Source organism: Arenimonas terrae, assembly GCF_006265115.1.
Taxonomy (GTDB): Bacteria; Pseudomonadota; Gammaproteobacteria; order Xanthomonadales; family Xanthomonadaceae; genus Arenimonas; species Arenimonas terrae.
Map to the genome: position 1 here is coordinate 1,807,489 of NZ_SMDR01000001.1, position 20,520 is coordinate 1,828,008.

Below are 20,520 nucleotides of genomic sequence, written 5' to 3' on the forward strand. Positions count from 1 at the left end.
GACCCTCCGTTTCCGGCGCGGCTCAGTCCGGATCGCGGGTGGATTCCTTCAGCATGATCCAGCGGCCACCTTCGCGGACCATTTCGGCGGTGCCCACGCGCGGGCTGCCGGCTTCGACGGCGGTGAACTCGACCCAGGCGCGGTCGCCGTCCTGGCGGCCGCCGGTGATCTTCACCTTGCTCGGCGACATCGCCTGCGCCAGCGCCATCTGGGCGGCGAAGTCGGGGTCCTTGCGCGCGTCGCGCATCATCGCGGCGCGATCGGCCGGCATCAGCGCCAGCATCGCGTCGAAGTCGCCGGCGTGCAGGGCCTTGTTCATCGCCAGGTAGGCGGCGCCGGGCTCGCCGCCGCCGGGCGGCAGCGGCGTGCCGGGCGGCGGCGGCGCGTCCTTCGGATCGCCGAGCAGTGCCAGGTCGAAGCTCACGCGGCAGTCGAGTTCCTGGCCGTCCTCGGGCGTGAAGCGGTATTCGCCCGACACGCGGCCCTTCGCGCCGGCCGCGGCCTTGTACTGGCCGACTTCGTTGGACGAATAGCTGATGTTGGTGCCCGGCGATATCCACAGGTACTGCTGGCCGACCACGCCGTCCTCGACCGTAAGCTCCAGCCGCGCCGATTCGTCCTGTGCCCAGGACTGGTCGCGCAGCGCATCCTCGCGATCGGTGGCGCGGGCCAGGGCGCCGGCATCGACAGCGAAGGTGACGAAGGCGAGCATCAGCGGCGGGCCGGACGGAACCTCTGGCGCGTCGTCCTCGTAACCCTCGTCGTCATCGTCCTCCGGGTCTTCGGGCACGGCCCAGGCGGCGCCGTCGACCAGCGCGACCTTGCGGCCCTCGTATTCGCAGTGGCCCTCGACCCGGGCGGAGGCCAGGGTGGGCAGCAGCCCCAGGCCGAGCGCGGCCAGGGCCAGCGGAAGCGTGGCGGTACGCATGGCGTGATCTCCGTCGGGGAACATCCGGAACAACGTGCTGCGAAGCCCGCATCGGCAACCCTCGAAGAACGGGGTCAGGTTCAGTTTCCTCCCCCCCTCCGGTCCCTCCGGGAAAGTGAACCTGACCCCGTTTTTCCGGCGGGATGTGGCAGGCTAGGCGCCCGCCCCGCCCCGAGACGCCATGTATCTCGAGCACTACGGCCTGAACGAGCCGCCGTTCTCGATCACCCCGGACCCGCGCTTCGTGTATCTCAGCGAACGCCACCGGGACGCGCTCGCACACCTGCTGTTCGGCATCGGCCAGGGCGGCGGCGGCGGTTTCGTGCAGCTCACCGGCGAAGTGGGCACCGGCAAGACCACGCTCTGCCGCCTGCTGCTCGAACAGCTGCCCGAGAACACCCGCGTCGCCCTGGTGCTGAACCCGCGCCTGAGCCCCGAGGAACTGCTTGAAACGATCTGCGAAGAGCTGCGGATCGACATCGAGGGCAAACGCGGCAGTCTCAAGTCCCTGGTCGACGCGCTCAACCACTTCCTGCTCGATGCCTACGCCCAGGGCCTGCGCGTGGTGCTGATCATCGACGAGGCGCAGAACCTGAGCGTGGCCGCGCTGGAGCAGGTGCGCCTGCTGACCAACCTGGAAACGCCGACCCAGAAGCTGCTGCAGATCCTGCTGCTGGGCCAGCCGGAGCTGCGCGACATGCTCGCGCGCGAGGACCTGCGCCAGCTGGCCCAGCGCATCACCGCGCGATTCCACCTCACGCCGCTCGACGCCGAGGAAACCGAGGCCTACCTGCGCCACCGGTTCGCGGTGGCGGGCGGCCAGCGTTTCCCGTTCACCAAGCTGGCGGTGAAGCGCATCCACGCGCATTCGGGCGGCGTGCCGCGGCTGGTGAACATCATCGCCGAGCGCTCGTTGCTGGCCGGCTACGCGCACGACGAGGCGCAGATCGGCGAACGCTGGGTCGACCGCGCCGCGCGCGAGGCGCTGGCGCCGCGGCTGTCGCGGCTGCCCCGGCCGACGATGGCGAAGGGCGTGGGCGCGGTGCTGGCGATCGGGCTCTCGGCCTTCCTGTTCTGGCCGCGCACGCCGCCGCCGGAACCGGTGCCCGTGCCGGTGAAGGAAACCGCCGCGGTTCCGGTCACGCTGCCCGTGCCCTACCTGCCCGGCGACGCGCTGGACCAGCGCGCGCGCCTGGCCGGCGAATCGCCGCTGCCGGCCTGGGGCCAGCTGCTGGGCCTGTGGACAGTGCGCGCGCAGGAGGCCACACCCGCCAGCGCCGCCGCCTGCCCGCCGGCGCTGGCGCCGGGCCTGTACTGCCTGCGCGGACGCGCCAGCCTCGACAAACTTTCGGCCCTCGGCCGCCCGGTGCTGCTGCGCCTGCAGACCGTCGAGGGCGAGGCCTGGGCCGTGCTGCTCGGCGCCGATGCGCTGCGCGTGCGCCTGTGGCTGGGCGGCGGCCGTTTCGACACCGACCGGCTGGCGCTGGAGCGCTACTGGCGCGGCGACTACACCACGATCTGGCGCGGCCCGCAGTTCCTGCTGCCGGCGCCCGCGCCCGGCGACAGCGGCCCCGCCGTGGACTGGATCCACGACCGCCTGCGCGACCGCGCCGGCCTGGACACGCCCGAGGCCGGCCCCGCCGTGCTCGACGCCACCAGCCTGGCGGCCGTGCGCCGGCTGCAGACCGCGCACGGCCTGGTCGCCGACGGCGTGGTCGGACCCGAAACCCTGCTGGCGCTGTCGGCGCGCGACAGCGAAGGCCCGCAGCTGCGCCGGGGGCTGGACTGATGTCGCTGATCCTGGAAGCGCTGCGCAAATCCGAAGCCGAGCGGCGCCGTGGCCAGGCGCCCGGACTGTTCGTCGAGCAGCTGCCGGTGCCGGCGCGCCGGCGCAGCGCCAAGCCAGTGTGGGTCTGGGGGCTGGTGGTGGTGCTGGTCGGCGTGCTGCTGGCCTGGGGCTGGCGCGAATTCGGCGCGCTTGGTGCGACCTCCGCCGGATCGATGGCCGGCGCAGCCTCGAATGCACCGGCGGCATCGCCTTCCGCTCCGGTCACGACGGCGGTCGCCACGACGAATGATCCGATGCCGGCGGAATTGGCGACGGGCGACGGCAGCGATTCGCCGCAAGCCCCATCGTCGGTGCCGCCGCCGTCCGTTGTCGCGCCGCGCGATGCGGCGGGGCCTGCCGCGGATTCCCGCGCCGCCGATGCGATGCCTGGCCCGGCAGCGCAGGCGCCGCCTTCGGAAGCACCTGTTGCCGCGGCTCCCGTCACCCCCCCGGTTCCCGCCGAGCGCACCGCTCCGGTCGATGACGCGCCGGAGGTTTCGGCGCCGCCGCGCGTTGCGGCGCCCGCAATCGCCGACAGCTCCGCCGAGCCGCCGCTTCCGCGCCTGTCCGAACTCACCGGCGACGAACGCAGCCAGCTGCCGGCGCTGAAGCTGAGCATGCATGTCTTCGCCGAGGACCCGGCGCAGCGCTTCGTGATCCTGGACGGCCGGCGCCTGCGCGAAGGCGACAGCCCGGCCGTCGGCGTCGTGCTGGAGGCGATCCGCCGCGACGGGCTGGTAATCTCGGTGAACGGCCGGCGACTGCTGCTGGCGCGACCCTAGGAAGCACCGCGTGTTCGTCGATCTCCCCCGCCGACGAAAATCCCACCTGCGCTGGGCCACCCCGCTGCTGGCCACGCTGATGGTGGCGTCGCTGATCTGGATTTCGCTGCTGCCCGACGACGCCGCCTGGCGCGCGACCCTGCTGCGCTGGGGCACGCTGTCGGGCAGCGTGACCGAATGGCGCGCCGCGCTGCACGACGGGCGCCTGATGACCCTGGTCAGCGCTCTCTTCATCCACCTCGGGCCGATCCACCTGGTCGGCAACCTGCTCTTCCTGTTCATCTTCGGCCTGCCGGCCGAACGCAGCCTGGGGCCGTGGCGCTTCCTGCTGCTGTTCCTGGCCGGCGGCGCGCTGGCCAACCTGGCCGCGGCCCTGCTGATGGGCACGCCGGCGCGCGCGATCATCGGCGCCAGTGGCGGCGTGTCGGCGGTGATCGGCGCCTATCTGGCGCTGTTCCCGCGCGCACGATTGGGCGTGGTGGTGCCGCTGGGTCTGTGGCTGGAATTCATCAAGGTACCGGCGGCCCTGCTGATCGGGCTGTGGGCGGCCCTGCAGCTGGCCTTCACCTTCGTCGGCCCCAGCTTCGGCGCGGTGGCGTGGTGGGCACACCTGGCCGGCTTCGTGGTCGGCTTCGTCTATGCGCTGGTGCTCAAGCCAATGCTGGCGCGCAAGCTGCGGGGCGGCTGAGGGCAGCCTATACTTCGCGGCCATGAACACCCGCATCCTGTACAAGGTGACCTTCCTCAACGCCGGCAAGATCTACGAGCTGTACGCGCGGCGCGTGAGCGCGAGCTCGCTGTGGGGCTTCACCGAAGTGGCCGACCTGGTGTTCGACGTCAGCGAGGGCCTGGTGGTGGACCCCACCGAAGAGCGCCTGCGCGACGAGTTCGCCAACACCCGCGTGCTGCACCTGCCCATGCAGAGCGTGGTGCGCGTGGAGGAAGTGGACCGCAAGGGCCAGCTGAGCATCCGCGACGCCGGCACCGGCGAGAAGGTGGTCACGCCCTTCCCGATGCCGGCCAAGCCGCGCTGACCCGCACGTCGCGCACTCACCATCCCGGGGTTTCCATGCTCAAGTTCTTCCGTGTTCTCAGCCTGGTCGAAGGCCTGTCGCTGATCGTGCTGCTGTTCATCGCGATGCCGGCCAAGTACCGGTTCGGGCACGACTTCGTGTGGCCGGTGGGCATGACCCACGGTGTGCTGTGGATGGCCTACGTGCTGGCCTCGATGCTGGTCAGCCACCTGCTGCGCTGGTCGGTGCTGGCCTGGCTGCTGGCCCTGGTGAGCTCGGTGGTGCCGTTCGGGTTCGTGCTGCTGGACCGGCGGCTGAAGCGCGAGGCGATCGCCGTGCCGACGGCCTGACCGGTTTTCTCCACCGTTGCGGGGCGCGCGACCTGCGCCCCGTGTTCAGGGCCGGCGGTCGAGCGGGCTGAGCACGCCGCCGCCACCGCGGTTCAGCACGTGGGTGTAGATCTGCGTTGTGGCCACGTCCTTGTGGCCCAGCAGCTCCTGGATGGTGCGGATGTCATAGCCGGCCTCGAGCAGGTGGGTGGCGAAACTGTGGCGCAGGGTATGAGCGCCTACGGGTTTGGCCAGGCCGATGCGCCGCGCGGCCTGCTTCATGCCGCGGGAAAGCACCTGGTCGTCCAGATGGTGCCGGCGCTCGACGCCGCCGCGCGGATCGATCGATCGCTGCTCGGACGGAAACAGGTACTGCCAGCCCGGCTCGGTCGCCGCGTTGGGATACTTCCGCTCCAGCGCGAAGGGCAGCCAGACGCGGCCGAAACCTTCGCGCAGGTCGGCGGCGTGCAGCGCCCGCACGCGTTCGATCTCGCGCTGCAGCGCGGGGCCCAGCGAGGCCGGGAGCACCGTCCGGCGATCGCGCGCGCCCTTGCCCTCGCGCACGGTGATCTCGCCGCGCGCGAAGTCCACGTCCTTCACCCGCAGCCGCAGGCACTCCATCAGGCGCATGCCGCTGCCGTAGATCAGGCTGGCCATCAGCCACGCGCGACCGTCCATCGCGGCGAGCAGGCGCCGGACTTCGTCCACCGACAGCACCGACGGCACCTTCAGCGGCCGCTTGGCCCGCACGACCTGTTCCATCCAGGGCAGGTCCTGCTTCAGCACCTCCCGATACAGGAACAGCAGCGCCGACAGCGCCTGGTTCTGCGTGCTGGCCGCGACCTGGCCACGCACGGCCAGCTGCGACAGGAAGGCCTCGACCTCCCGCCCGCCCATGTCCCGCGGATGCCGGCGATGATTGGCCCGGATGAACCGCTTGACCCAGGCGAGGTACACGGCCTCGGTCCGCAAACTGTAGTGCCGCAACCGCAAACAGCGCCGAACTTCGTCCAACAACCGCGGCGCGCGCCTACCACCACCCCCGCCGGATATACCCGCGTCCGCGCTCCAATAACCAGATATCCGTCGCTTGCGCTCCATAACGCCGGATTCTGGAGAGGCCACACATTCCCGCCCATCGGATAACGCGTTGATGGCCCGTAGGATTTTCCTTGACCAAGGCCGCGCCCCGGGTGAACCATACGGTTATATGCCTCGTTTGAGAGGCCTAATAGGCGTTAGGCCGGGAGAAAAGACATGCGGCGGATCCTGCTGGCGCTGTTAGTCGCCATTCCAAGTGTTGCGAGCGCCGGGTTTCCGTTTGAGGCCACGCTTGAAGAGATGGCGACTAGCGCTGACCACGTGCTTATCGGTCGTGTAACTGGCGTGGACATGATCGACGGAGATGGGAACCAAGTCACTGATCCCGAAGCGCGTACTGGTCCGGGCGAGAACAATCAGATCAGGTTGCGCATCGCTGTGGACGTCGTGATCGCGAGTAACGCCCAGGTCGTGCCAAGCGCACTTTTCGTGCCGTTGGCCTCCCATCTCCATTACAGTCTTGGCCAGATTCGGGAAGCCCACGCCGCCGAGTCAGAACAACGCCTGCTATTGCTTAAAGGAGAGCGCTTCGAGGGCATCAAGCCTGGCGTATTCATGCGCTCGTTGGACGATACATCCGAGGTCATGAGGCTTCGCGGCTGTGGTTCCGCGGAGTCCCGGCCTAACTAATCATTCAAGCCGACGCCTTCGGCGCGGCTTAACTCAGGCGTTAGGCCTCATGCCGTATTTTCGCGTGCGTGTCGAAGGGCGGGGAATTTCTGTCCAGATGGAAAACTCCATCGCTGTCGGGTTCTTCGCAACCCGGGCGGTCCGCGCTCGATCCGAAGAGGATGCCGTGGAGAAGGTGCGTTCAATGTTCGCCGAAGCCTGGACGACTGGGCAGTACGCCGAATGGAACCGGGGAGTCGCACCCACGCTCCTCATCGACGATGTGTGGCCTTCACCGTGGTTCCAGAACATATTCTTCGTTAACGATGGCCACTCCTTCTTTCCGGACGAACCGGGCGAAGGTGAGGCCTAACTAGTCATTCAAGCCGACGCCTACGGCGCGGCTTAACTAAGGCGTTAGGCAGCACTGATGCATCTACGCAGGCCAAACCTCTTCTACACCGTTCTGTCCGTTGCTCTAGCCATCTTTGGTTATTGGTCATTCCTCAACACGCTTGAACCTATGCCGACGCCCTTAATGGAGGCGAGCGGCTCCGTTTCTGCTGCAGAGGCCAACCGGCGCAAGGGATCAATCCACACCATCTACTTCTCGCTCCACGGGAGCCAAAAGCGATTTGCCTATCCAGGAATCCTTCCTCGCATTGATGACGTTTGGTCGAGCCTCGAACTTGGCTCTAACGCCCAAGTGCTCTACACCGATAAGGATCCAAGCACTGAGGTTGTTGAGCTTTGGGGCCTCACGGTCAATGGGCGCAGCTTGATTCAGCCCACCGAGGCCTATAGGGCTCGCCGGGAGAATGGGTACTGGGGCTTGGCGCTCGGAATTGCGTTTACGTTCTGCGCCGGGTACATGTGGTTCAAAGGTGGCAAGGGTGCTGCCTAACAATTCATTCAAGCCGAAACCGCTTCGCGGTTCGGCTTAATTCAGGCGTTAGGCCTTCATCCGCTTCAATTGCTTCGGCCTGTTCGCGGGCCGTTGTCGTCTCTGGCTTCGGAAAGTTCCAGTGCGGGTCCTGGTTGCCCGCTTCCGGCCAGTTCGCCCGTGCCCGTTCTTCGCAGCCGGCCCGGCCATCGCGTAGACCATTGGTCCACGGCGGCTCTTCGTTGCCATCCGTCACAGTTCGCCAATCGGGCCCGGCCTTTACGGCCCACTCTGGCTTGCAAAGCGCCCTTCCGCGGCTTAGCGTCCGGCCTAACCATTCATTCAAGCCGACCGCCGGGGATGGACGCGACACAAGTCATGCTTCTTGGGCCGGCGGCGGCTTAACTTAGGCGTTAGGCCTTCATCTTCTGCTTCAGCTTCGGCCCGTTCGCGGGCCGTTGTCGTTTCTGGGCTTCGGCTGCATCGGTGGCAGTTCACGCTGTCCGCGGTTGTGGGTTCACGCCGGCGTTGGTCTTGGCGCCCGGCTCGGTCGCGGTCGAGGACCGGTCTTTCAGGGCGGGTAATAGCTGGCCGTCGCGGCTTCTCGCTTCGCGGGCTCATCCTCTTTGGCCAGCCCCTACTTGCCAGGCGCCAGTCCGTGGCTTAGCGTCCGGCCTAACAGTGTGCTCAAGCGGACGCCGGTCCGTATATCAGGCACAAATGATTGTCGCGGCCGGCGCCGCTTAGCTTAGGCGTTAGGCCTTCATCCGCTTCAGTTGCTTCGGCCCCTTCGCGGGCCGTTGACGTCTCTGACTTCGGATAGTTCCAGTGCGGGTCCTGGTTGCCCGCTTCCGGCCAATTCGCGCATGGCAGTTCTTCGCTGCCGGCTCGGCTCCGGCCCAACCCATCACCAGGGCGGCCCTTCGTTGCCATCCGTCACAGTTCGCCAAGCGGGCCCCGCCATATCGGCGCGCCTTGGCTTGCAAAGCGCCCTTCCGCGGCTTAGCGTCCGGCCTAACCATTCATTCAAGCCGACCGCCGGGGATGGGCGCGACACAAGTCATGCTTCTGGGCCGGCGGCGGCTTAACTTAGGCGTTAGGTGCCATGGACCAAGATCACTACTGTCGTGAGGTAGCAGCTGTCCTCGACTCGCGCGCCGAACAGATCGCCGATCGCCTCCAGGCTACGCTCAAGCGCCTTCCGAGGGAGACCAAAGAAGTAACGGTCGGCGTCCACGTAGATCAGGACGGCGAGGGTTTTCTTACCGTGCGTATCCACTTGTCCGGACCCAATCTCTATGTTCTCAACCAGTCCATTTCGGAAACAGCAGAGCTACTTGGAACCGTCATGACCCCTGACGGCTTCAAGCCACCGCTTCCGGTGATGTCTCCTGGCGAAGACACCTTCTCGGTGTCAGATGCTTTGGCGGACTGTGCCATCCAATGGCTGCATTCTCGGTGGTCGTTGCTGCGGCCCCCAATGATCTCAGTACCTATCTCTATCGCTTCAATGGGCGGCTATGGGTCAATCGGGCAAATCAGGCTGTCCAGCTTTGGCACCTAACAATTCATTCAAGCCGACGTCGCTCCGCGACGCGGCTTAACTCAGGCGTTAGGCCAATGGAATCTCTTTTGGGCAGACTCACGCGCAACCACCGTGCCAACCATCTCAGTTGGCTCATCTGCATGTGCGCGTGGGGAGCTGCATTCGCCTTGGGCTTCGGCGCGACGTACGTTTCCGGGGTCGCGAGCAAATTCATGGTCGCCGTCGCAGTACTGTTGGGGCTCGCGGGCGTTCCATTCTGGTTCCACTCAATGTCAAAGATGCTCGGCGCAATCTTGACTCACGGCCATCCGCGCACGGACAAGAAGGATTCGGCGCGGGGGCCTAACTAATCATTCAAGCCGACGCCTTCGGCGCGGCTTAACTCAGGCGTTAGGCACCAGATGGAGTCTTTCGATTTCTCATGGATGGTCGGTCGCACTATCGGGCATGTTCGATTCAACGAGCCAGGCCAATGGGCGTTCTCGTTCGAGCCCGGCGTTGGGATTGGGGTTGAGTGCCCTTGGCGGTTGTTACAAGGTGGCTCTGTGGCTATAAGCAGCGAGGACCACTCGCAGCAGTACGGATTACCCGCTCCGCTAGACGTTGCAGAGGTTGCTACTAACTTGCTATCGCTTCATCTCGTGACTCACGTTGACGTTAGGGAAGGTACGGCGGATTTGATCATCGATTTCGGCGATGCTCTGCGCCTTGAAATTATCCCTATGTCTAGCGGCTACGAGAGTTGGGGCGTCACAACGCCGTCCGGATTCTATGTATTTGCACAGGGTGGTGGGCAGCTGTCCGGTTATCGGGCTGGTGCCTAACTAATCATTCAAGCCGACGCCTTCGGCGCGGCTTAACTTAGGCGTTAGGCCTTCATCTGCTTCAACTACTTCGGCCCGTTCTCGGGCCGTTTCTGCTTCTGGGCGTCGGCTGCATCGCAGGCAGTCCTCGCCGCCCGCAGCCATGGCTTCTGTGCACATGCTGGCCGTGGCGCCCGGATCGTTCGCGATCAAGGACCGACCTTCCAGGGCGGGCAATCGTTAGCCACGTCACGGTCTCGGCCCGCGGGCACGACTCGCATGGCCAGCCCCGGCTTGCAAAGCGCTCTTCCGCGGCTTAGCGTCCGGCCTAACCATTCATTCAAGCCGACCGCCGGGGATGGACGCGACACAAGTCATGCTTCTTGGGCCGGCGGCGGCTTAACTAAGGCGTTAGGCCTTCATCCGCCTCATCTACTTCGGCCCGCTCGCGGGCCGTTGTCGTTTCTAGGCTTCGGCAACCTCGATGGCAGTTCACGCCGCCCGCGGTCGCGGGTTTACGCACCTGGCGGTCTCGGTGCCCGGCTCGGTCACGATCGAGGGCCGGCGCTCCTGGGCGGGCTATCGCTGGCCGTCGCGGTCTCGCGCCCCGCGGGCCCATCCGTTTCCGCCAGCCCAGGCTTGCAAGGCCGCTTCCCGTGGCTTAGCGTCCGGCCTAACCATTCATTCAAGCCGACGCCTTCGGCGCGGCTTAACTCAGGCGTTAGGTGCCATGCCACCAGTTCGTGAAATTGAAGGAATCGAGTTCGACTGGTTCGCGCTAGACGCTCAAGGCAACCCGGCACTCTTCGCTACGGCTGGGCTAGGCCCTGTGCCCGCACCCGTCTATGCCGCCGTGCCGGAGCATGATGCAATTGGAGATCAGCTTGTGGTCACAGACTTGGGCACGCCGGATGTCTGGAACAGCTATTCGCACGTTGGGCTGTACGTCTACGACTGGAATCCAGCGCAAGATGTCTACGTTCGTGTTCGCGTTCCTGCCGTAACGCCATCACCCGAATTGGCCGCTAGGTTGCGCTCCGCCCCGAGCTTGCCGTCGTTACCCTTAGTTTTTCCACAGGCTTCCGTTGTGCCGCGCTCCGTAGTGCAGAATGGCACCTAACTAATCATTCAAGCCGACGCCTTCGGCGCGGCTTAACTAAGGCGTTAGGCATTGAAGACAATCGTCGTTGCCTTCTCAGCAGTTTCAGGCGCCGCTCTCGGCGTTATCGCCGGTCTGTACTTGGCCTTCCTGTCTGGGCTTCACGAGAAGCTTCACGTCTTCGGCCTTGCCCTGCCAAGCGCAGCAATATTTTCGCTTTTGGCAGCGGCGGGCACTTCGCGCTTGCTCACCCAATCGCCGAGATTCCGGGCGCCGATTCTCTTCATTAGCGCGGCTTCGGCGGCTAGCCTGGCTACCTGGTTCTTGCATATCATCAAGGCCATCTAGGGCCAACCAGCTCGCCGGCCTAACTAATCATTCAAGCCGACGCCTTCGGCGCGGCTTAACTAAGGCGTTAGGCCTCATGAACATGCGCTTTGTCCTAGTTTCCGTGCTTTACGTTTTCGCTCCCGCCTCGCTTGCGTCATCAGAGTTCGAGTCCGGCTGGGAAAGTATCCAGTTCCGTACACATTCCGGCTATCGCGTTTCAATGGAGGCGGATGACCGCTACCTACTCCGCTCGGCACAAGTGAGGGATGGAGACAAGCTGATCCCGATTCCTCGGATCGCTTATTGCAACATCGAACACCCTGATCTGAGCCAAGTCCACTTCTCGGAATCAGTTGGGGGCTACGCAACCCTCGAGTTCACATCCCATGTTTTCGAGCAAGGGAGATCTGTCAGAACTATCCGATGGACCTACCATTTCAAAAGTGACGAATTCGTTCGATTTGCACGTGATGGTGTTACGCAGGACCTGGAAGGTCTCACTCCTTGCAGAGAGGCCTAACTAATCATTCAAGCCGACGCCTTCGGCGCGGCTTAACTCAGGCGTTAGGCCTCAGATGAAACCGAACGTTGTATTCGTGGATGTCGACGACACGCTGGTTCGTTCCGTCGGAACTAAGCGCATCCCAATGCCTGCTGTCGTCGCGCAGGTCCGGCGTCTCCATGCCGCCGGTGCAACGCTGTTCCTCTGGAGCTCCGGCGGAGCCGACTACTGCCGCGACACGGCGCAAGAGCTTGGCATCGCCGAGTGCTTCTCCGGCTACTTGCCAAAGCCAACCGGCTACATCGACGATCAACCTGTTCAAGAGTGGCGCGACTGCCAGCATTTCTACCCAATGCAGGCAGCTGAGGCCTAACTAATCATTCAAGCCGACGCCTTCGGCGCGGCTTAACTCAAGGCGTTAGCTGGCAGGGGAGGATCCCACAATGCCTATGACTTTGACTCGCTCAATTCTAACGGTCTTGATACCGGGGCTTATCGCAATCTCGCCTTGGTTACTCCTGCTTGTGCAACAGACATCAGCGACACTTGGCTTCGGTGAGTTCACTACTTTGGCAAATGCATTGGTCTTTGCCTCCGCTGCAGTTGCAGGGACGTTCTTCGAGGCTCAAGGTTCCAAGCTTGAGGTTGCGTGGGATCGAGAGAGGGAAGATAAACATCAAGTCAAAGAAAACTGGTTCAACTACTTGTCGCGAGTTGTTGAGAGCGAACCGGTTGGCTATCGCTACCTTAGCCGTCTCGCCACAACCCTTTACTTCGAGTTGGCCATGATCTATGCAGCGCCCATGTTTGCTCTTGGCGCGATTACACTTGCCGCGGCACGATTCCCCGACTTCGCAGTTGTTATTTTCATAGCCGGCTCTGTCCTCGCAGTGGTGTCCGGCTTTTACTTCCATCGCCAGGCGCGTTGCACCCACGAGGTGCTCTGCGAGACCCGAAAGGAGCTCAACAAGCGTGCGGCCAGCTAACTATTCATTCAAGCCGACGCCTTCGGCGCGGCTTAACTCAGGCGTTAGGCGTCATGTACAGATCTCAGAAAGATCGGGAACTTTGCGAAGCGGCCGATCCCGTCGTGAATGAGCTTCTCGCATCCGAGCTCTTCGACTTGGCGGAACGGCTATCGGCATGTGTTGCGCTCGCTACAACTGGCAGTCCAAACGAGCGCAAAGTTGCGCTCCAGGAGATTGGAGGCCTTTGTCACATCAAGGCCTTAGGGGACGCATACGTAAAAAACGTCACCGACAACGCGTGGCTGAAAATGCTAGACCAACTATCGGCTGCGGCAGAATTCGCGCAGAATCAAACGGCCTCTGATGCCAATGGCGCTCAGGCCTAACTAATCATTCAAGCCGACGCCTTCGGCGCGGCTTAACTAAGGCGTTAGGCGCACCACATGCCACGAGTCATCATTCACATATCGCTTGACGGCGGCGATGAGTCTCGCGCCTTGAGCAAGTTCAATCAGGACTGGGCACTCGTTGAAGATTGGATCGAGCGCTGGCGAGAGCGCATGGATGTCTGCCCGGACCATCCAGAGGGGTGCTTTTGCTGTCATGCCTATTGGGAGGTAGACGCGCCGACAGAAGCACTTGAGGAGCTTCCCGGGCATATGCTGCAAGCCGGCACCTGGTGACGGCCTGGCACGCGGGCATTACAGTTGGCGCCTAACAATTCATTCAAGCCGAACCCGCTTCGCGGGTCGGCTTAATTCAGGCGTTAGGCCCTTATCCTTTGCATCAGCTTCGGCCCGTTCGCGGGCCGTTGTCGGTTCTGGGCTTCGGCTTCGCCGATGCCAGTTCACGCCGCCCGCGCCTGCGGGTTTTCGCACGTGTCGGTCATGCCACCCGGATCGGCCGAGGTCGTAGACCGACTCTCCAGGGCGGGTGTTCGTTGGCCGCCGTCACAGTTCCGCCCGCGGGCCCGCCCTGCTCCGCCAACCCAGGCTTGCAAGGCCGCTTCCCGTGACTTAGCGTCCGGCCTAACCATTCATTCAAGCCGACGCCTTCGGCGCGGCTTAACTTAGGCGTTAGGCCGTATGAGCAAAGCCACTTCGATCTTCTCCGCCGAGAACCTTGATGCCATTCGTCGCCATCTTGAATCCGTCGGCTTTGTCTCGGTGCTGCATTGGCACCTCCATGGCGCGCGACATCCGACGCCACTAGCGTTCAGCGACTTCGAAGCATTCGAGGGCTACATGAAGGATTACGCCAAGGCCGGTGACGCGATCGACGTATGGCCATTTCCCACTGATAACGGTGAAAGAATTGCCAAGGGTAAAATACCAGAGCATGATGGCTCGATCCTCCAGGGCGGCGCTTACTAGCCCGGCCTAACTAGTCATTCAAGCCGACGCCTTCGGCGCGGCTTAACTAAGGCGTTAGGCCTCAATGATCCGACCATTCGCTTCGCTTGTTCTGATTGCAACGCTTGCCAGCTGCACCTCGATAAAGGTGCAGTCTGTTTCGATCAGCGAAGAAGATGGCTTCAGAGCGACAACCGCCGATACAGCTCGAATCGGCTGGTACAACCACTCTCCAGACATGGCTGGCATCAGAGTCGTTGCATTGATCAATGCGGGCGAGTTCATCCCAAAGGAATCAATTTGGGTTCGCGAGGCTGACGACACGCTCACGTTGTGCTTTTCTGTAGCTGCGCGCAGCGACCAACAAGCTGGCCAGCGGACGGTCGTGATTCGTACCCGCGTAAAAGGCATCCCACGGGGTGATCGTCGCATGATCGAGGCTTCCCGTGGCTGTGGTAAAACGGCCTAACTTGGCATTCAAGCCGACCGCCGAGGTCGGATCAGGCTCAAGTGACCGTCGCCGGCCGGCGGCGGCTTAACTAAGGCGTTAGGCGGCTCATGAAACTCCTTGGTGTCTACAGCAGCGCCGAAGAATCTTCCGCAATCTGTGGACTGCTGCGCAAAAAGGGCATTCCCACGTACGGCGAGATTTCGGCTCCTTCGTGGAGACTGAATCGGATCCCCATCTACGTTTGCCTTGATTCACAATACGAAGACGCATTGGCTGTTCTCGCCAATCCAAACCATCTTGTCGCAAATCCAGTCGATGTAGCGGAGTACGATTCAGTCGCCGAGCGGCAAGAACATCACACGCTACTTCGTTGGTCCGTTGTTGCTCTACTACTGGCGGCTGCGTTCTTTGCCGTTGTTCTCTACTTGGCTGACGCGCCGCTCTTGCGCGCGCCGCCTAACTAATCATTCAAGCCGACGCCTTCGGCGCGGCTTAACTAAGGCGTTAGGGGGCAGCTTGGATAGGTCTCGCAAGATCAATCGAGCTCTTACCGTTGCTGCTATTGCTTGCTTCCTGCTTGCTGGCTACGCATATCTGCAAGCAGCAGCTTCGTACTCACTGGCATTTGCTTTCTGCACAGAGCCGGGCACAACCAATGCGGCAACGGTAAGGTGCCGTGCACCGTTGCTGTACGGCTACGCCTTCTGGGCGCTGCTGGTCTTTGGTGCTGTGTTTTCTGTCGTAGCAGTCGTTCGGGGGAGGCGTTCTCGTGCCGCAGCCCCCTAACAATTCATTCAAGCCGAAGCCGCTTCGCGGCTCGGCTTAATTCAGGCGTTAGGCCTTCATCGTCTGCATCAGCTTCGGCCCGTTCGCGGGCCGTTGTTGTTTCTGGGTTCCGGCCTCATCGGTGGTAGTCCTTGCTGCCCGCTCGCAGTAGTTCTCGCGCATCGCGTTCGTCGCGGCCGGCTCGGTCTCAGTCGAGGACCGGCGCGCCAGGGCGGGCTACCGCTCGCCTCCGCGGTGTTTCGCTTCGCGGGCCCAGCCCTATTGGCCAGCCCTGCCTTGCAAAGCGCCAGTCCGTGGCTTAGCGTCCGGCCTAACCAATCATTCAAGCCGACGCCTTCGGCGCGGCTTAACTAGGGCGTTAGAGGACTTGTGGAAATTCTCGCCCAGAAGCGATTGGACCGGATACTGTCCAAGGTAAACTTCCTTTTGGCTGTTCTGGCAGGCATCTTGGCTGCCGCGGCTGCTTTCAGTTGGATGGGTCCGGCCCCAGATTCATCGAATTGGTTACATCCGCTGTATCCAGTTGCCTTCTGCCTGTTCGGCCTCTCCGCCTTACTGTTCTATGCTGTATCCCGCAAATTCAAGACGAGACATCCGGCGAGGTGGTGGCTGAACATTCTGGCTATGGCGCCAATTGCGGTTTTCTACGTCATTCGCTTCGGCATGTTCACTGGCTAGCCCTCTAACTAATCATTCAAGCCGACGCCTTCGGCGCGGCTTAACTAGGCGTTAGGCCTCATGAAGCGCATCTTCTTGGCCCCAGTTGCTGTGCTTGCCGGCTGCGCTACTGGCGTTGGTTATGTCGCCCCATCGGCACCTTCAAATGTTGCTGTCCTGACGGTCGCTCCTATCGACGCCACAGAACACCCACTGGCGACTGGCATTTCCAGCATCGGCGATATGGTTTACTTCCGCCCGCCCAAACCAAAGACAGTCTTCTTGGCGCCTGGGACGCATGCGATTGGTTTCAACTGCACACAATCTGTCTCCACCGGCGGGGCGCCAGTTGTCGTCCACAAGTTCGTTGCCGGCGAGTCTTATCACATTGGGTGTCGTGGCAGTATTGCTGTTGTGTCAGTCGGCCCGGGTGAGGGGCCTAACTAATCATTCAAGCCGACGCCTTCGGCGCGGCTTAACTAGGGCGTTAGGCCTCATGAGACCAGTTCAATTGACCTGTGCCTTCTGCGATGCGCCGATGAGCCTGCCGACGTCGGCATTCTTTCTCCAGCGGTCTCCTGAGGCTCACCACTGCGCTTCATGTCACGGCAAGAATATGTTGAGCAGGTCCACATTGAGCTGGGCGTTTGGAGCCGTAATGATTTTTTCGTTCGGGATCGGTTCTATGACAGGCCACTTCGCCCCAGGCTATTCTCTAGCCGGATTCTTGACTGGGGCAGCAATAGGGACGCTCATAGGTGCACTTGTCAGCCGCAGGTACGCAAAGCTAATAAAGTGGCCTGATCCATGGATCTGAGGCCTAACTAATCATTCAAGCCGACGCCTTCGGCGCGGCTTAACTCAAGGCGTTAGGCCTCTATGAAGCACGACATTTCGATTTCGCTTTCGCAAGATGAGGCGATCGTTCTCTCTGAGCTGTTTGGTCGGTTTGAGCGCACGGACGTTTTGTCGCTCGCTCACAACGCGGAGTTCCTGGCACTACAACGAGTGGCGGCTCAGCTTGACAAGACGTTGCTGGAGCCATTCGAGGCAAGCTACGCAGACGTCGTGCGGCTGGCGCGGGAGCGTTTGGCTGCAGGCTTCGAGGGTCGCGCTCCTGGCGTAACCGGGGACGAGGCCTAACTAATCATTCAAGCCGACGCCTTCGGCGCGGCTTAACTAAGGCGTTAGGCCTGTGGAGCAGGTTTCGTGAACTACTACCCGTATGTTGCGATGCTGTTGGCCACCATCTTGATAGCTTCGGCCACAGCCAGGCTTCACTCCAAAGTGCGAAGCACAAGCAGCCTCCTGTTGTGCTTCTTTGCCCCGCTCGCCGTCATTTACCACCCGTTCTCGCTTTGGCTTTTTGGCCAGGTAATGAACGATTGGCCGTCTTGGATGAGCAATTGGCTTCTATGGATTGCCGTAGACCTTCTTCCTGCCACCCTTGTGCTTATCGCGAGCGGGCTGTTCTACCTAGCCATTCGGAAGCAAGAGCGGCCTAACCAGTCATTCAAGCCGACGCCTACGGCGCGGCTTAACTAAGGCGTTAGGCTGCAGTAGATGCGTTTTGTCCGATCGAAGAGAAAAGCACGTGCAACTAATTCGGCTCGTCCACCTGGCACACCGCTTTCAAGCCAGTCGCTTTGGCAGGGCTTGCGGCTGGGTCAGTCTCATCGCCATGGGATGGATGGCTACAGCGTCGATTGGAACTATGGCTCTGCGCCGCTACGCCGGGGAGCAATTTGTTCTGTTTGATGCGTTCTTGCTAGTCATTGGGTTCTTTGCAGCCAATGCCACTAGGACAATCTATACAACCTTTATTCGCTCGGCCGGATCGCACGCTTCCGACAGCATGTGACCGCGGCCTAACTAATCATTCAAGCCGACGCCTTCGGCGCGGCTTAACTTAGGCGTTAGCCCCCAATGCGAACCATCCTTGCAGTTGCCCTTTTTCTTCTGAGCTCCCCACCTGTGTTGGCAAAGTGCGGCGATCGGTTCTTCGTGTTCGCTGGTTCCGTGGCGGACGATCGGGGTGAGCCTGCTGTTGGCGCACTGGTCGGTGTTTCATGGTCCGATCGCTTTGGTCAATCTGGCCCCGCGATGACCGTTACCGACGGGCAAGGTCGCTACTCGGTTCCCGTTAGCTTCCAGACCTACTCCGGCACCTCGGTATTCCGCGGAGACAAGTGTAGGACGGTATTGCAAGAGGTTTCCGTTGCGGCCTATACCCGCACTCATCGCTCAAGCCATTTGCGTGTAGAAGTTGGCTCGCAGTTCCAAATCAATGTCCCGGACCTTCGGATAAGTACCGAGATTAAGCAGACGCCCCTGTTTCCCGAGGAAATTGGGGGCTAACCATTCATTCAAGCCGACGCCTTCGGCGCGGCTTAACTCAAGGCGTTAGGCAACCCACATTTATGGCAAGACAACTGAAACTTTCTTGGGCGCGATTTGTTCTTTGCATCTTGTTGATGAGCGCGTTCCCCGCGATTCTCTTCTTTGCAATCGCTTCGGATGGAGATTCCTGGCTTCCAATCGCAGCTATGCTCCCTTTTCTCATTTCGCTTTTCGTTTTCTTTGGGTTTGGTTGGGCGCGCCTACGTCGCGCAAACTTGGCATCGCCCATCCCCGCCACTGACATTGGCCAAGTATTCCTTAGCTTTTTTGGCCCGGCACTTCCCGCTGCAATCTGGCTTGGCCTGACTCTCTTCTGGCCAGTCGCGGTCATGCTTGTTTGGGCGCTATGGCAAGTGGCCTAACTAATCATTCAAGCCGACGCCTTCGGCGCGGCTTAACTAAGGCGTTAGGCCACATGGATCGATACCAGCTCGATAGAGGTGCAACGACCGGAGAGCGAGCCCTGGGCGCGGTGCTCGTGTCGATTCTGGCGCTGTCTCTTGGAGTCGCTTCCTACTTCATTTGGGGGGCCGCATTTAGGTCAAGCCCAGCAAACCCACTTCTTCTGACGCTCTCTGTTCTTTCAGCAGCAGCTTGCTACTTAGTCTTCTCGAGCCTCTACAAGTCTCTTAAAGCGCCTCCCGTGAGCTCAAGTCCTCGGGCACTCATTGCGGCCGCGTACACTCTTGTAGTGCTTGGGATTGGCGCCTTGGCATTTGCTGTCTCTCGAGGTGCCAGCGCGCCTCACGTCTATGCATCTGCCACCATCTCTGTCGTGATGGGTGCACGGTATATTCACACCCGTAGGCGCCGCCAGGGGCCTAACTAGTCATTCAAGCCGACGCCTTCGGCGCGGCTTAACTAGGGCGTTAGGCCCGGCGGGAGAACCTCATGGCGATTGAGAAAATGACCGTCGCCATCGAGCTCCTTGAACAAGCCCTGCGCCTCTACTACGAGAAATCGCATTTCGCTGCCCTGCATTTGGCGGGAGCGGCCGAAGAGCTACTAGGTGCGCATCTGCGAGCCGTCGGAGCGCAGTCCACGTTCGACAACTATCGCACTGCTGGCGTTGAGCTGGTTAACGCACTCGGCAAAGATGCGCCGATCACGCGCAAGGACAGGGAAGGCCTCCTCAACCACGCCAAGAACCGCACGAAGCATATGGACTCTGCCGAGGACGGTCTGATCACCTTTGACCCAGCAGAAGAGGCGTGGGAGCCGCTGGATCGCGCCGTAACCGACTACTACCATCTGCTTCAGTACTTGCCGCTGGAAGAATTTCCCCTCGTCGCCCGGTTCAATCGAGAGATCCTCGAGCGCCGGGCCTAACTAATCATTCAAGCCGACGCCTTCGGCGCGGCTTAACTTAGGCGTTAGGCTCTCCATGTCGGACGTAGACGAAAACGGCGACCTCATTATCTCCCCAGGGCAAATCTACGAAGATTGCGCATATCACCCGTGCCTTTGCGTCGGTACCGGGGATGGTCAGGTCTGGGGCATCTCACTCATAGATGGTTCGCAGCCGCGTGGCTGCGATCTGCGTATGTGCGGTGTTCGCATCCTTAGCGTCGAAGAGGCTTGGCAAATCAAGCTTCACGGCCCAACGGACCCGGAAGTACGGGCCGAGTTCGCGGCAGAGCGCCGCTGGTGGCGGTAGCATCCGCCTAACTAATCATTCAAGCCGACGCCTTCGGCGCGGCTTAACTCAGGCGTTAGGCGTCATGTACAGATCTCAGAAAGATCGGGAACTTTGCGAAGCGGCCGATCCCGTCGTGAATGAGCTTCTCGCATCCGAGCTCTTCGACTTGGCGGAACGGCTATCGGCATGTGTTGCGCTCGCTACAACTGGCAGTCCAAACGAGCGCAAAGTTGCGCTCCAGGAGATTGGAGGCCTTTGTCACATCAAGGCCTTAGGGGACGCATACGTAAAAAACGTCACCGACAACGCGTGGCTGAAAATGCTAGACCAACTATCGGCTGCGGCAGAATTCGCGCAGAATCAAACGGCCTCTGATGCCAATGGCGCTCAGGCCTAACTAATCATTCAAGCCGACGCCTTCGGCGCGGCTTAACTAAGGCGTTAGGCGGCAAGCAAAGATGATCGCGATCTGCGCAGATGACACCGGGGTCGAGATCAGCGGGACCGTTGATGA

At 61.9% G+C, this 20,520-nt stretch carries 20 protein-coding genes; 18 read left to right on the plus strand and 2 right to left on the minus strand.

The window, feature by feature from the left end; translation table 11 throughout:
• Positions 1 to 22: 22 nt before the first annotated feature.
• Positions 23 to 928, minus strand: coding sequence for an ApaG domain-containing protein (locus tag E1B00_RS08535; protein WP_139447562.1), 906 nt, complete (start codon positions 926 to 928; stop codon positions 23 to 25).
• A 181-nt stretch (positions 929 to 1,109) separates the two neighbouring features.
• Here E1B00_RS08535 and E1B00_RS08540 point away from each other — a divergent pair, with 181 nt between their 5' ends.
• Genes E1B00_RS08540 through E1B00_RS08560 form a run of 5 tightly spaced genes read left to right on the plus strand, consistent with a single transcriptional unit; the run spans position 1,110 to position 4,901 of the window.
• Positions 1,110 to 2,717 (plus strand): ExeA family protein, encoded by a 1,608-nt coding sequence (locus tag E1B00_RS08540; RefSeq protein ID WP_139447564.1) that lies wholly within the window; start codon positions 1,110 to 1,112, stop codon positions 2,715 to 2,717.
• Complete coding sequence (locus E1B00_RS08545; protein WP_139447566.1) at positions 2,717 to 3,538, plus strand: general secretion pathway protein GspB; 822 nt, start codon at positions 2,717 to 2,719, stop codon at positions 3,536 to 3,538. The genes E1B00_RS08540 and E1B00_RS08545 overlap by 1 nt, the downstream gene beginning before the upstream one ends.
• A 10-nt stretch (positions 3,539 to 3,548) precedes the next feature.
• The gene (locus tag E1B00_RS08550; RefSeq protein WP_139447568.1) at positions 3,549 to 4,226 is read left to right on the plus strand and encodes a rhomboid family intramembrane serine protease; all 678 of its coding nucleotides are present in this window, start codon (positions 3,549 to 3,551) and stop codon (positions 4,224 to 4,226) included.
• 22 nt (positions 4,227 to 4,248) lie between these two features.
• Positions 4,249 to 4,572, plus strand: coding sequence for a DUF1820 family protein (locus E1B00_RS08555; RefSeq protein WP_139447570.1), 324 nt, complete (start codon positions 4,249 to 4,251; stop codon positions 4,570 to 4,572).
• Positions 4,573 to 4,607: 35 nt separating this feature from the next.
• The gene (locus E1B00_RS08560; RefSeq protein ID WP_139447572.1) at positions 4,608 to 4,901 is read left to right on the plus strand and encodes a DUF3817 domain-containing protein; all 294 of its coding nucleotides are present in this window, start codon (positions 4,608 to 4,610) and stop codon (positions 4,899 to 4,901) included.
• A gap of 45 nt (positions 4,902 to 4,946) precedes the next feature.
• On the opposite strand, the gene E1B00_RS08565 is transcribed toward E1B00_RS08560, so the two are convergent.
• Positions 4,947 to 5,897 carry an integron integrase gene (locus E1B00_RS08565; protein ID WP_281280686.1) on the minus strand — a complete coding sequence of 317 codons (951 nt, stop codon included), beginning with the start codon at positions 5,895 to 5,897 and terminating at the stop codon, positions 4,947 to 4,949.
• 240 nt (positions 5,898 to 6,137) lie between these two features.
• Between E1B00_RS08565 and E1B00_RS08570 the strand changes: the two genes are divergently transcribed.
• The 13 genes from E1B00_RS08570 to E1B00_RS08625 all read left to right on the plus strand — a co-directional run bounded on the left by E1B00_RS08570 (position 6,138) and on the right by E1B00_RS08625 (position 19,696).
• Positions 6,138 to 6,611, plus strand: a complete 474-nt coding sequence (locus E1B00_RS08570) for a hypothetical protein (RefSeq protein WP_139447577.1) — start codon at positions 6,138 to 6,140, stop codon at positions 6,609 to 6,611.
• Positions 6,612 to 6,660: 49 nt separating this feature from the next.
• Positions 6,661 to 6,963 (plus strand): hypothetical protein, encoded by a 303-nt coding sequence (locus tag E1B00_RS08575; protein ID WP_139447579.1) that lies wholly within the window; start codon positions 6,661 to 6,663, stop codon positions 6,961 to 6,963.
• 57 nt (positions 6,964 to 7,020) lie between these two features.
• Positions 7,021 to 7,494 (plus strand): hypothetical protein, encoded by a 474-nt coding sequence (locus tag E1B00_RS08580; RefSeq protein ID WP_139447581.1) that lies wholly within the window; start codon positions 7,021 to 7,023, stop codon positions 7,492 to 7,494.
• Positions 7,495 to 8,578: 1,084 nt separating this feature from the next.
• Positions 8,579 to 9,037: a DUF6389 family protein gene (locus E1B00_RS08585; protein WP_139447583.1), complete on the plus strand. Its 459-nt coding sequence runs from the start codon at positions 8,579 to 8,581 to the stop codon at positions 9,035 to 9,037.
• Between the two features lie 407 nt (positions 9,038 to 9,444).
• The gene (locus E1B00_RS15940) at positions 9,445 to 9,843 is read left to right on the plus strand and encodes a DUF6188 family protein (protein WP_425456473.1); all 399 of its coding nucleotides are present in this window, start codon (positions 9,445 to 9,447) and stop codon (positions 9,841 to 9,843) included.
• 1,983 nt (positions 9,844 to 11,826) lie between these two features.
• Positions 11,827 to 12,126 carry a DUF705 domain-containing protein gene (locus E1B00_RS08590; protein WP_139447585.1) on the plus strand — a complete coding sequence of 100 codons (300 nt, stop codon included), beginning with the start codon at positions 11,827 to 11,829 and terminating at the stop codon, positions 12,124 to 12,126.
• Between the two features lie 76 nt (positions 12,127 to 12,202).
• Positions 12,203 to 12,739, plus strand: coding sequence for a hypothetical protein (locus E1B00_RS08595; RefSeq protein WP_139447587.1), 537 nt, complete (start codon positions 12,203 to 12,205; stop codon positions 12,737 to 12,739).
• A 425-nt stretch (positions 12,740 to 13,164) separates the two neighbouring features.
• On the plus strand, positions 13,165 to 13,404 hold the full coding sequence (locus E1B00_RS08600) for a hypothetical protein (RefSeq protein WP_139447589.1): 240 nt from the start codon (positions 13,165 to 13,167) through the stop codon (positions 13,402 to 13,404).
• 402 nt (positions 13,405 to 13,806) lie between these two features.
• A complete protein-coding gene (locus tag E1B00_RS08605) occupies positions 13,807 to 14,094 on the plus strand; it encodes a hypothetical protein (RefSeq protein WP_139447591.1) in 288 nt (95 codons plus the stop codon).
• A gap of 64 nt (positions 14,095 to 14,158) precedes the next feature.
• Positions 14,159 to 14,542 (plus strand): hypothetical protein, encoded by a 384-nt coding sequence (locus E1B00_RS08610; protein ID WP_139447593.1) that lies wholly within the window; start codon positions 14,159 to 14,161, stop codon positions 14,540 to 14,542.
• An 89-nt stretch (positions 14,543 to 14,631) separates the two neighbouring features.
• The gene (locus tag E1B00_RS08615) at positions 14,632 to 14,988 is read left to right on the plus strand and encodes a hypothetical protein (RefSeq protein ID WP_139447595.1); all 357 of its coding nucleotides are present in this window, start codon (positions 14,632 to 14,634) and stop codon (positions 14,986 to 14,988) included.
• Positions 14,989 to 16,846: 1,858 nt separating this feature from the next.
• Positions 16,847 to 17,110, plus strand: coding sequence for a hypothetical protein (locus tag E1B00_RS08620; RefSeq protein WP_139447597.1), 264 nt, complete (start codon positions 16,847 to 16,849; stop codon positions 17,108 to 17,110).
• Positions 17,111 to 19,258: 2,148 nt separating this feature from the next.
• Positions 19,259 to 19,696, plus strand: coding sequence for a hypothetical protein (locus E1B00_RS08625; protein ID WP_139447599.1), 438 nt, complete (start codon positions 19,259 to 19,261; stop codon positions 19,694 to 19,696).
• Positions 19,697 to 20,520: the final 824 nt, after the last annotated feature.

Coding starts and splice junctions, on each gene's coding strand:
- E1B00_RS08535 (WP_139447562.1), bottom strand. CDS start 928: ATGCGTACCGCCACGCTTCCGCTGGCCCTGGCCGCGCTCGGCCTGGGG.
- E1B00_RS08540 (WP_139447564.1), top strand. CDS start 1,110: ATGTATCTCGAGCACTACGGCCTGAACGAGCCGCCGTTCTCGATCACC.
- E1B00_RS08545 (WP_139447566.1), top strand. CDS start 2,717: ATGTCGCTGATCCTGGAAGCGCTGCGCAAATCCGAAGCCGAGCGGCGC.
- E1B00_RS08555 (WP_139447570.1), top strand. CDS start 4,249: ATGAACACCCGCATCCTGTACAAGGTGACCTTCCTCAACGCCGGCAAG.
- E1B00_RS08560 (WP_139447572.1), top strand. CDS start 4,608: ATGCTCAAGTTCTTCCGTGTTCTCAGCCTGGTCGAAGGCCTGTCGCTG.
- E1B00_RS08570 (WP_139447577.1), top strand. CDS start 6,138: ATGCGGCGGATCCTGCTGGCGCTGTTAGTCGCCATTCCAAGTGTTGCG.
- E1B00_RS08575 (WP_139447579.1), top strand. CDS start 6,661: ATGCCGTATTTTCGCGTGCGTGTCGAAGGGCGGGGAATTTCTGTCCAG.
- E1B00_RS08580 (WP_139447581.1), top strand. CDS start 7,021: ATGCATCTACGCAGGCCAAACCTCTTCTACACCGTTCTGTCCGTTGCT.
- E1B00_RS08585 (WP_139447583.1), top strand. CDS start 8,579: ATGGACCAAGATCACTACTGTCGTGAGGTAGCAGCTGTCCTCGACTCG.
- E1B00_RS15940 (WP_425456473.1), top strand. CDS start 9,445: ATGGTCGGTCGCACTATCGGGCATGTTCGATTCAACGAGCCAGGCCAA.
- E1B00_RS08590 (WP_139447585.1), top strand. CDS start 11,827: ATGAAACCGAACGTTGTATTCGTGGATGTCGACGACACGCTGGTTCGT.
- E1B00_RS08595 (WP_139447587.1), top strand. CDS start 12,203: ATGACTTTGACTCGCTCAATTCTAACGGTCTTGATACCGGGGCTTATC.
- E1B00_RS08600 (WP_139447589.1), top strand. CDS start 13,165: ATGCCACGAGTCATCATTCACATATCGCTTGACGGCGGCGATGAGTCT.
- E1B00_RS08605 (WP_139447591.1), top strand. CDS start 13,807: ATGAGCAAAGCCACTTCGATCTTCTCCGCCGAGAACCTTGATGCCATT.
- E1B00_RS08610 (WP_139447593.1), top strand. CDS start 14,159: ATGATCCGACCATTCGCTTCGCTTGTTCTGATTGCAACGCTTGCCAGC.
- E1B00_RS08615 (WP_139447595.1), top strand. CDS start 14,632: ATGAAACTCCTTGGTGTCTACAGCAGCGCCGAAGAATCTTCCGCAATC.
- E1B00_RS08620 (WP_139447597.1), top strand. CDS start 16,847: ATGAAGCACGACATTTCGATTTCGCTTTCGCAAGATGAGGCGATCGTT.
- E1B00_RS08625 (WP_139447599.1), top strand. CDS start 19,259: ATGGCGATTGAGAAAATGACCGTCGCCATCGAGCTCCTTGAACAAGCC.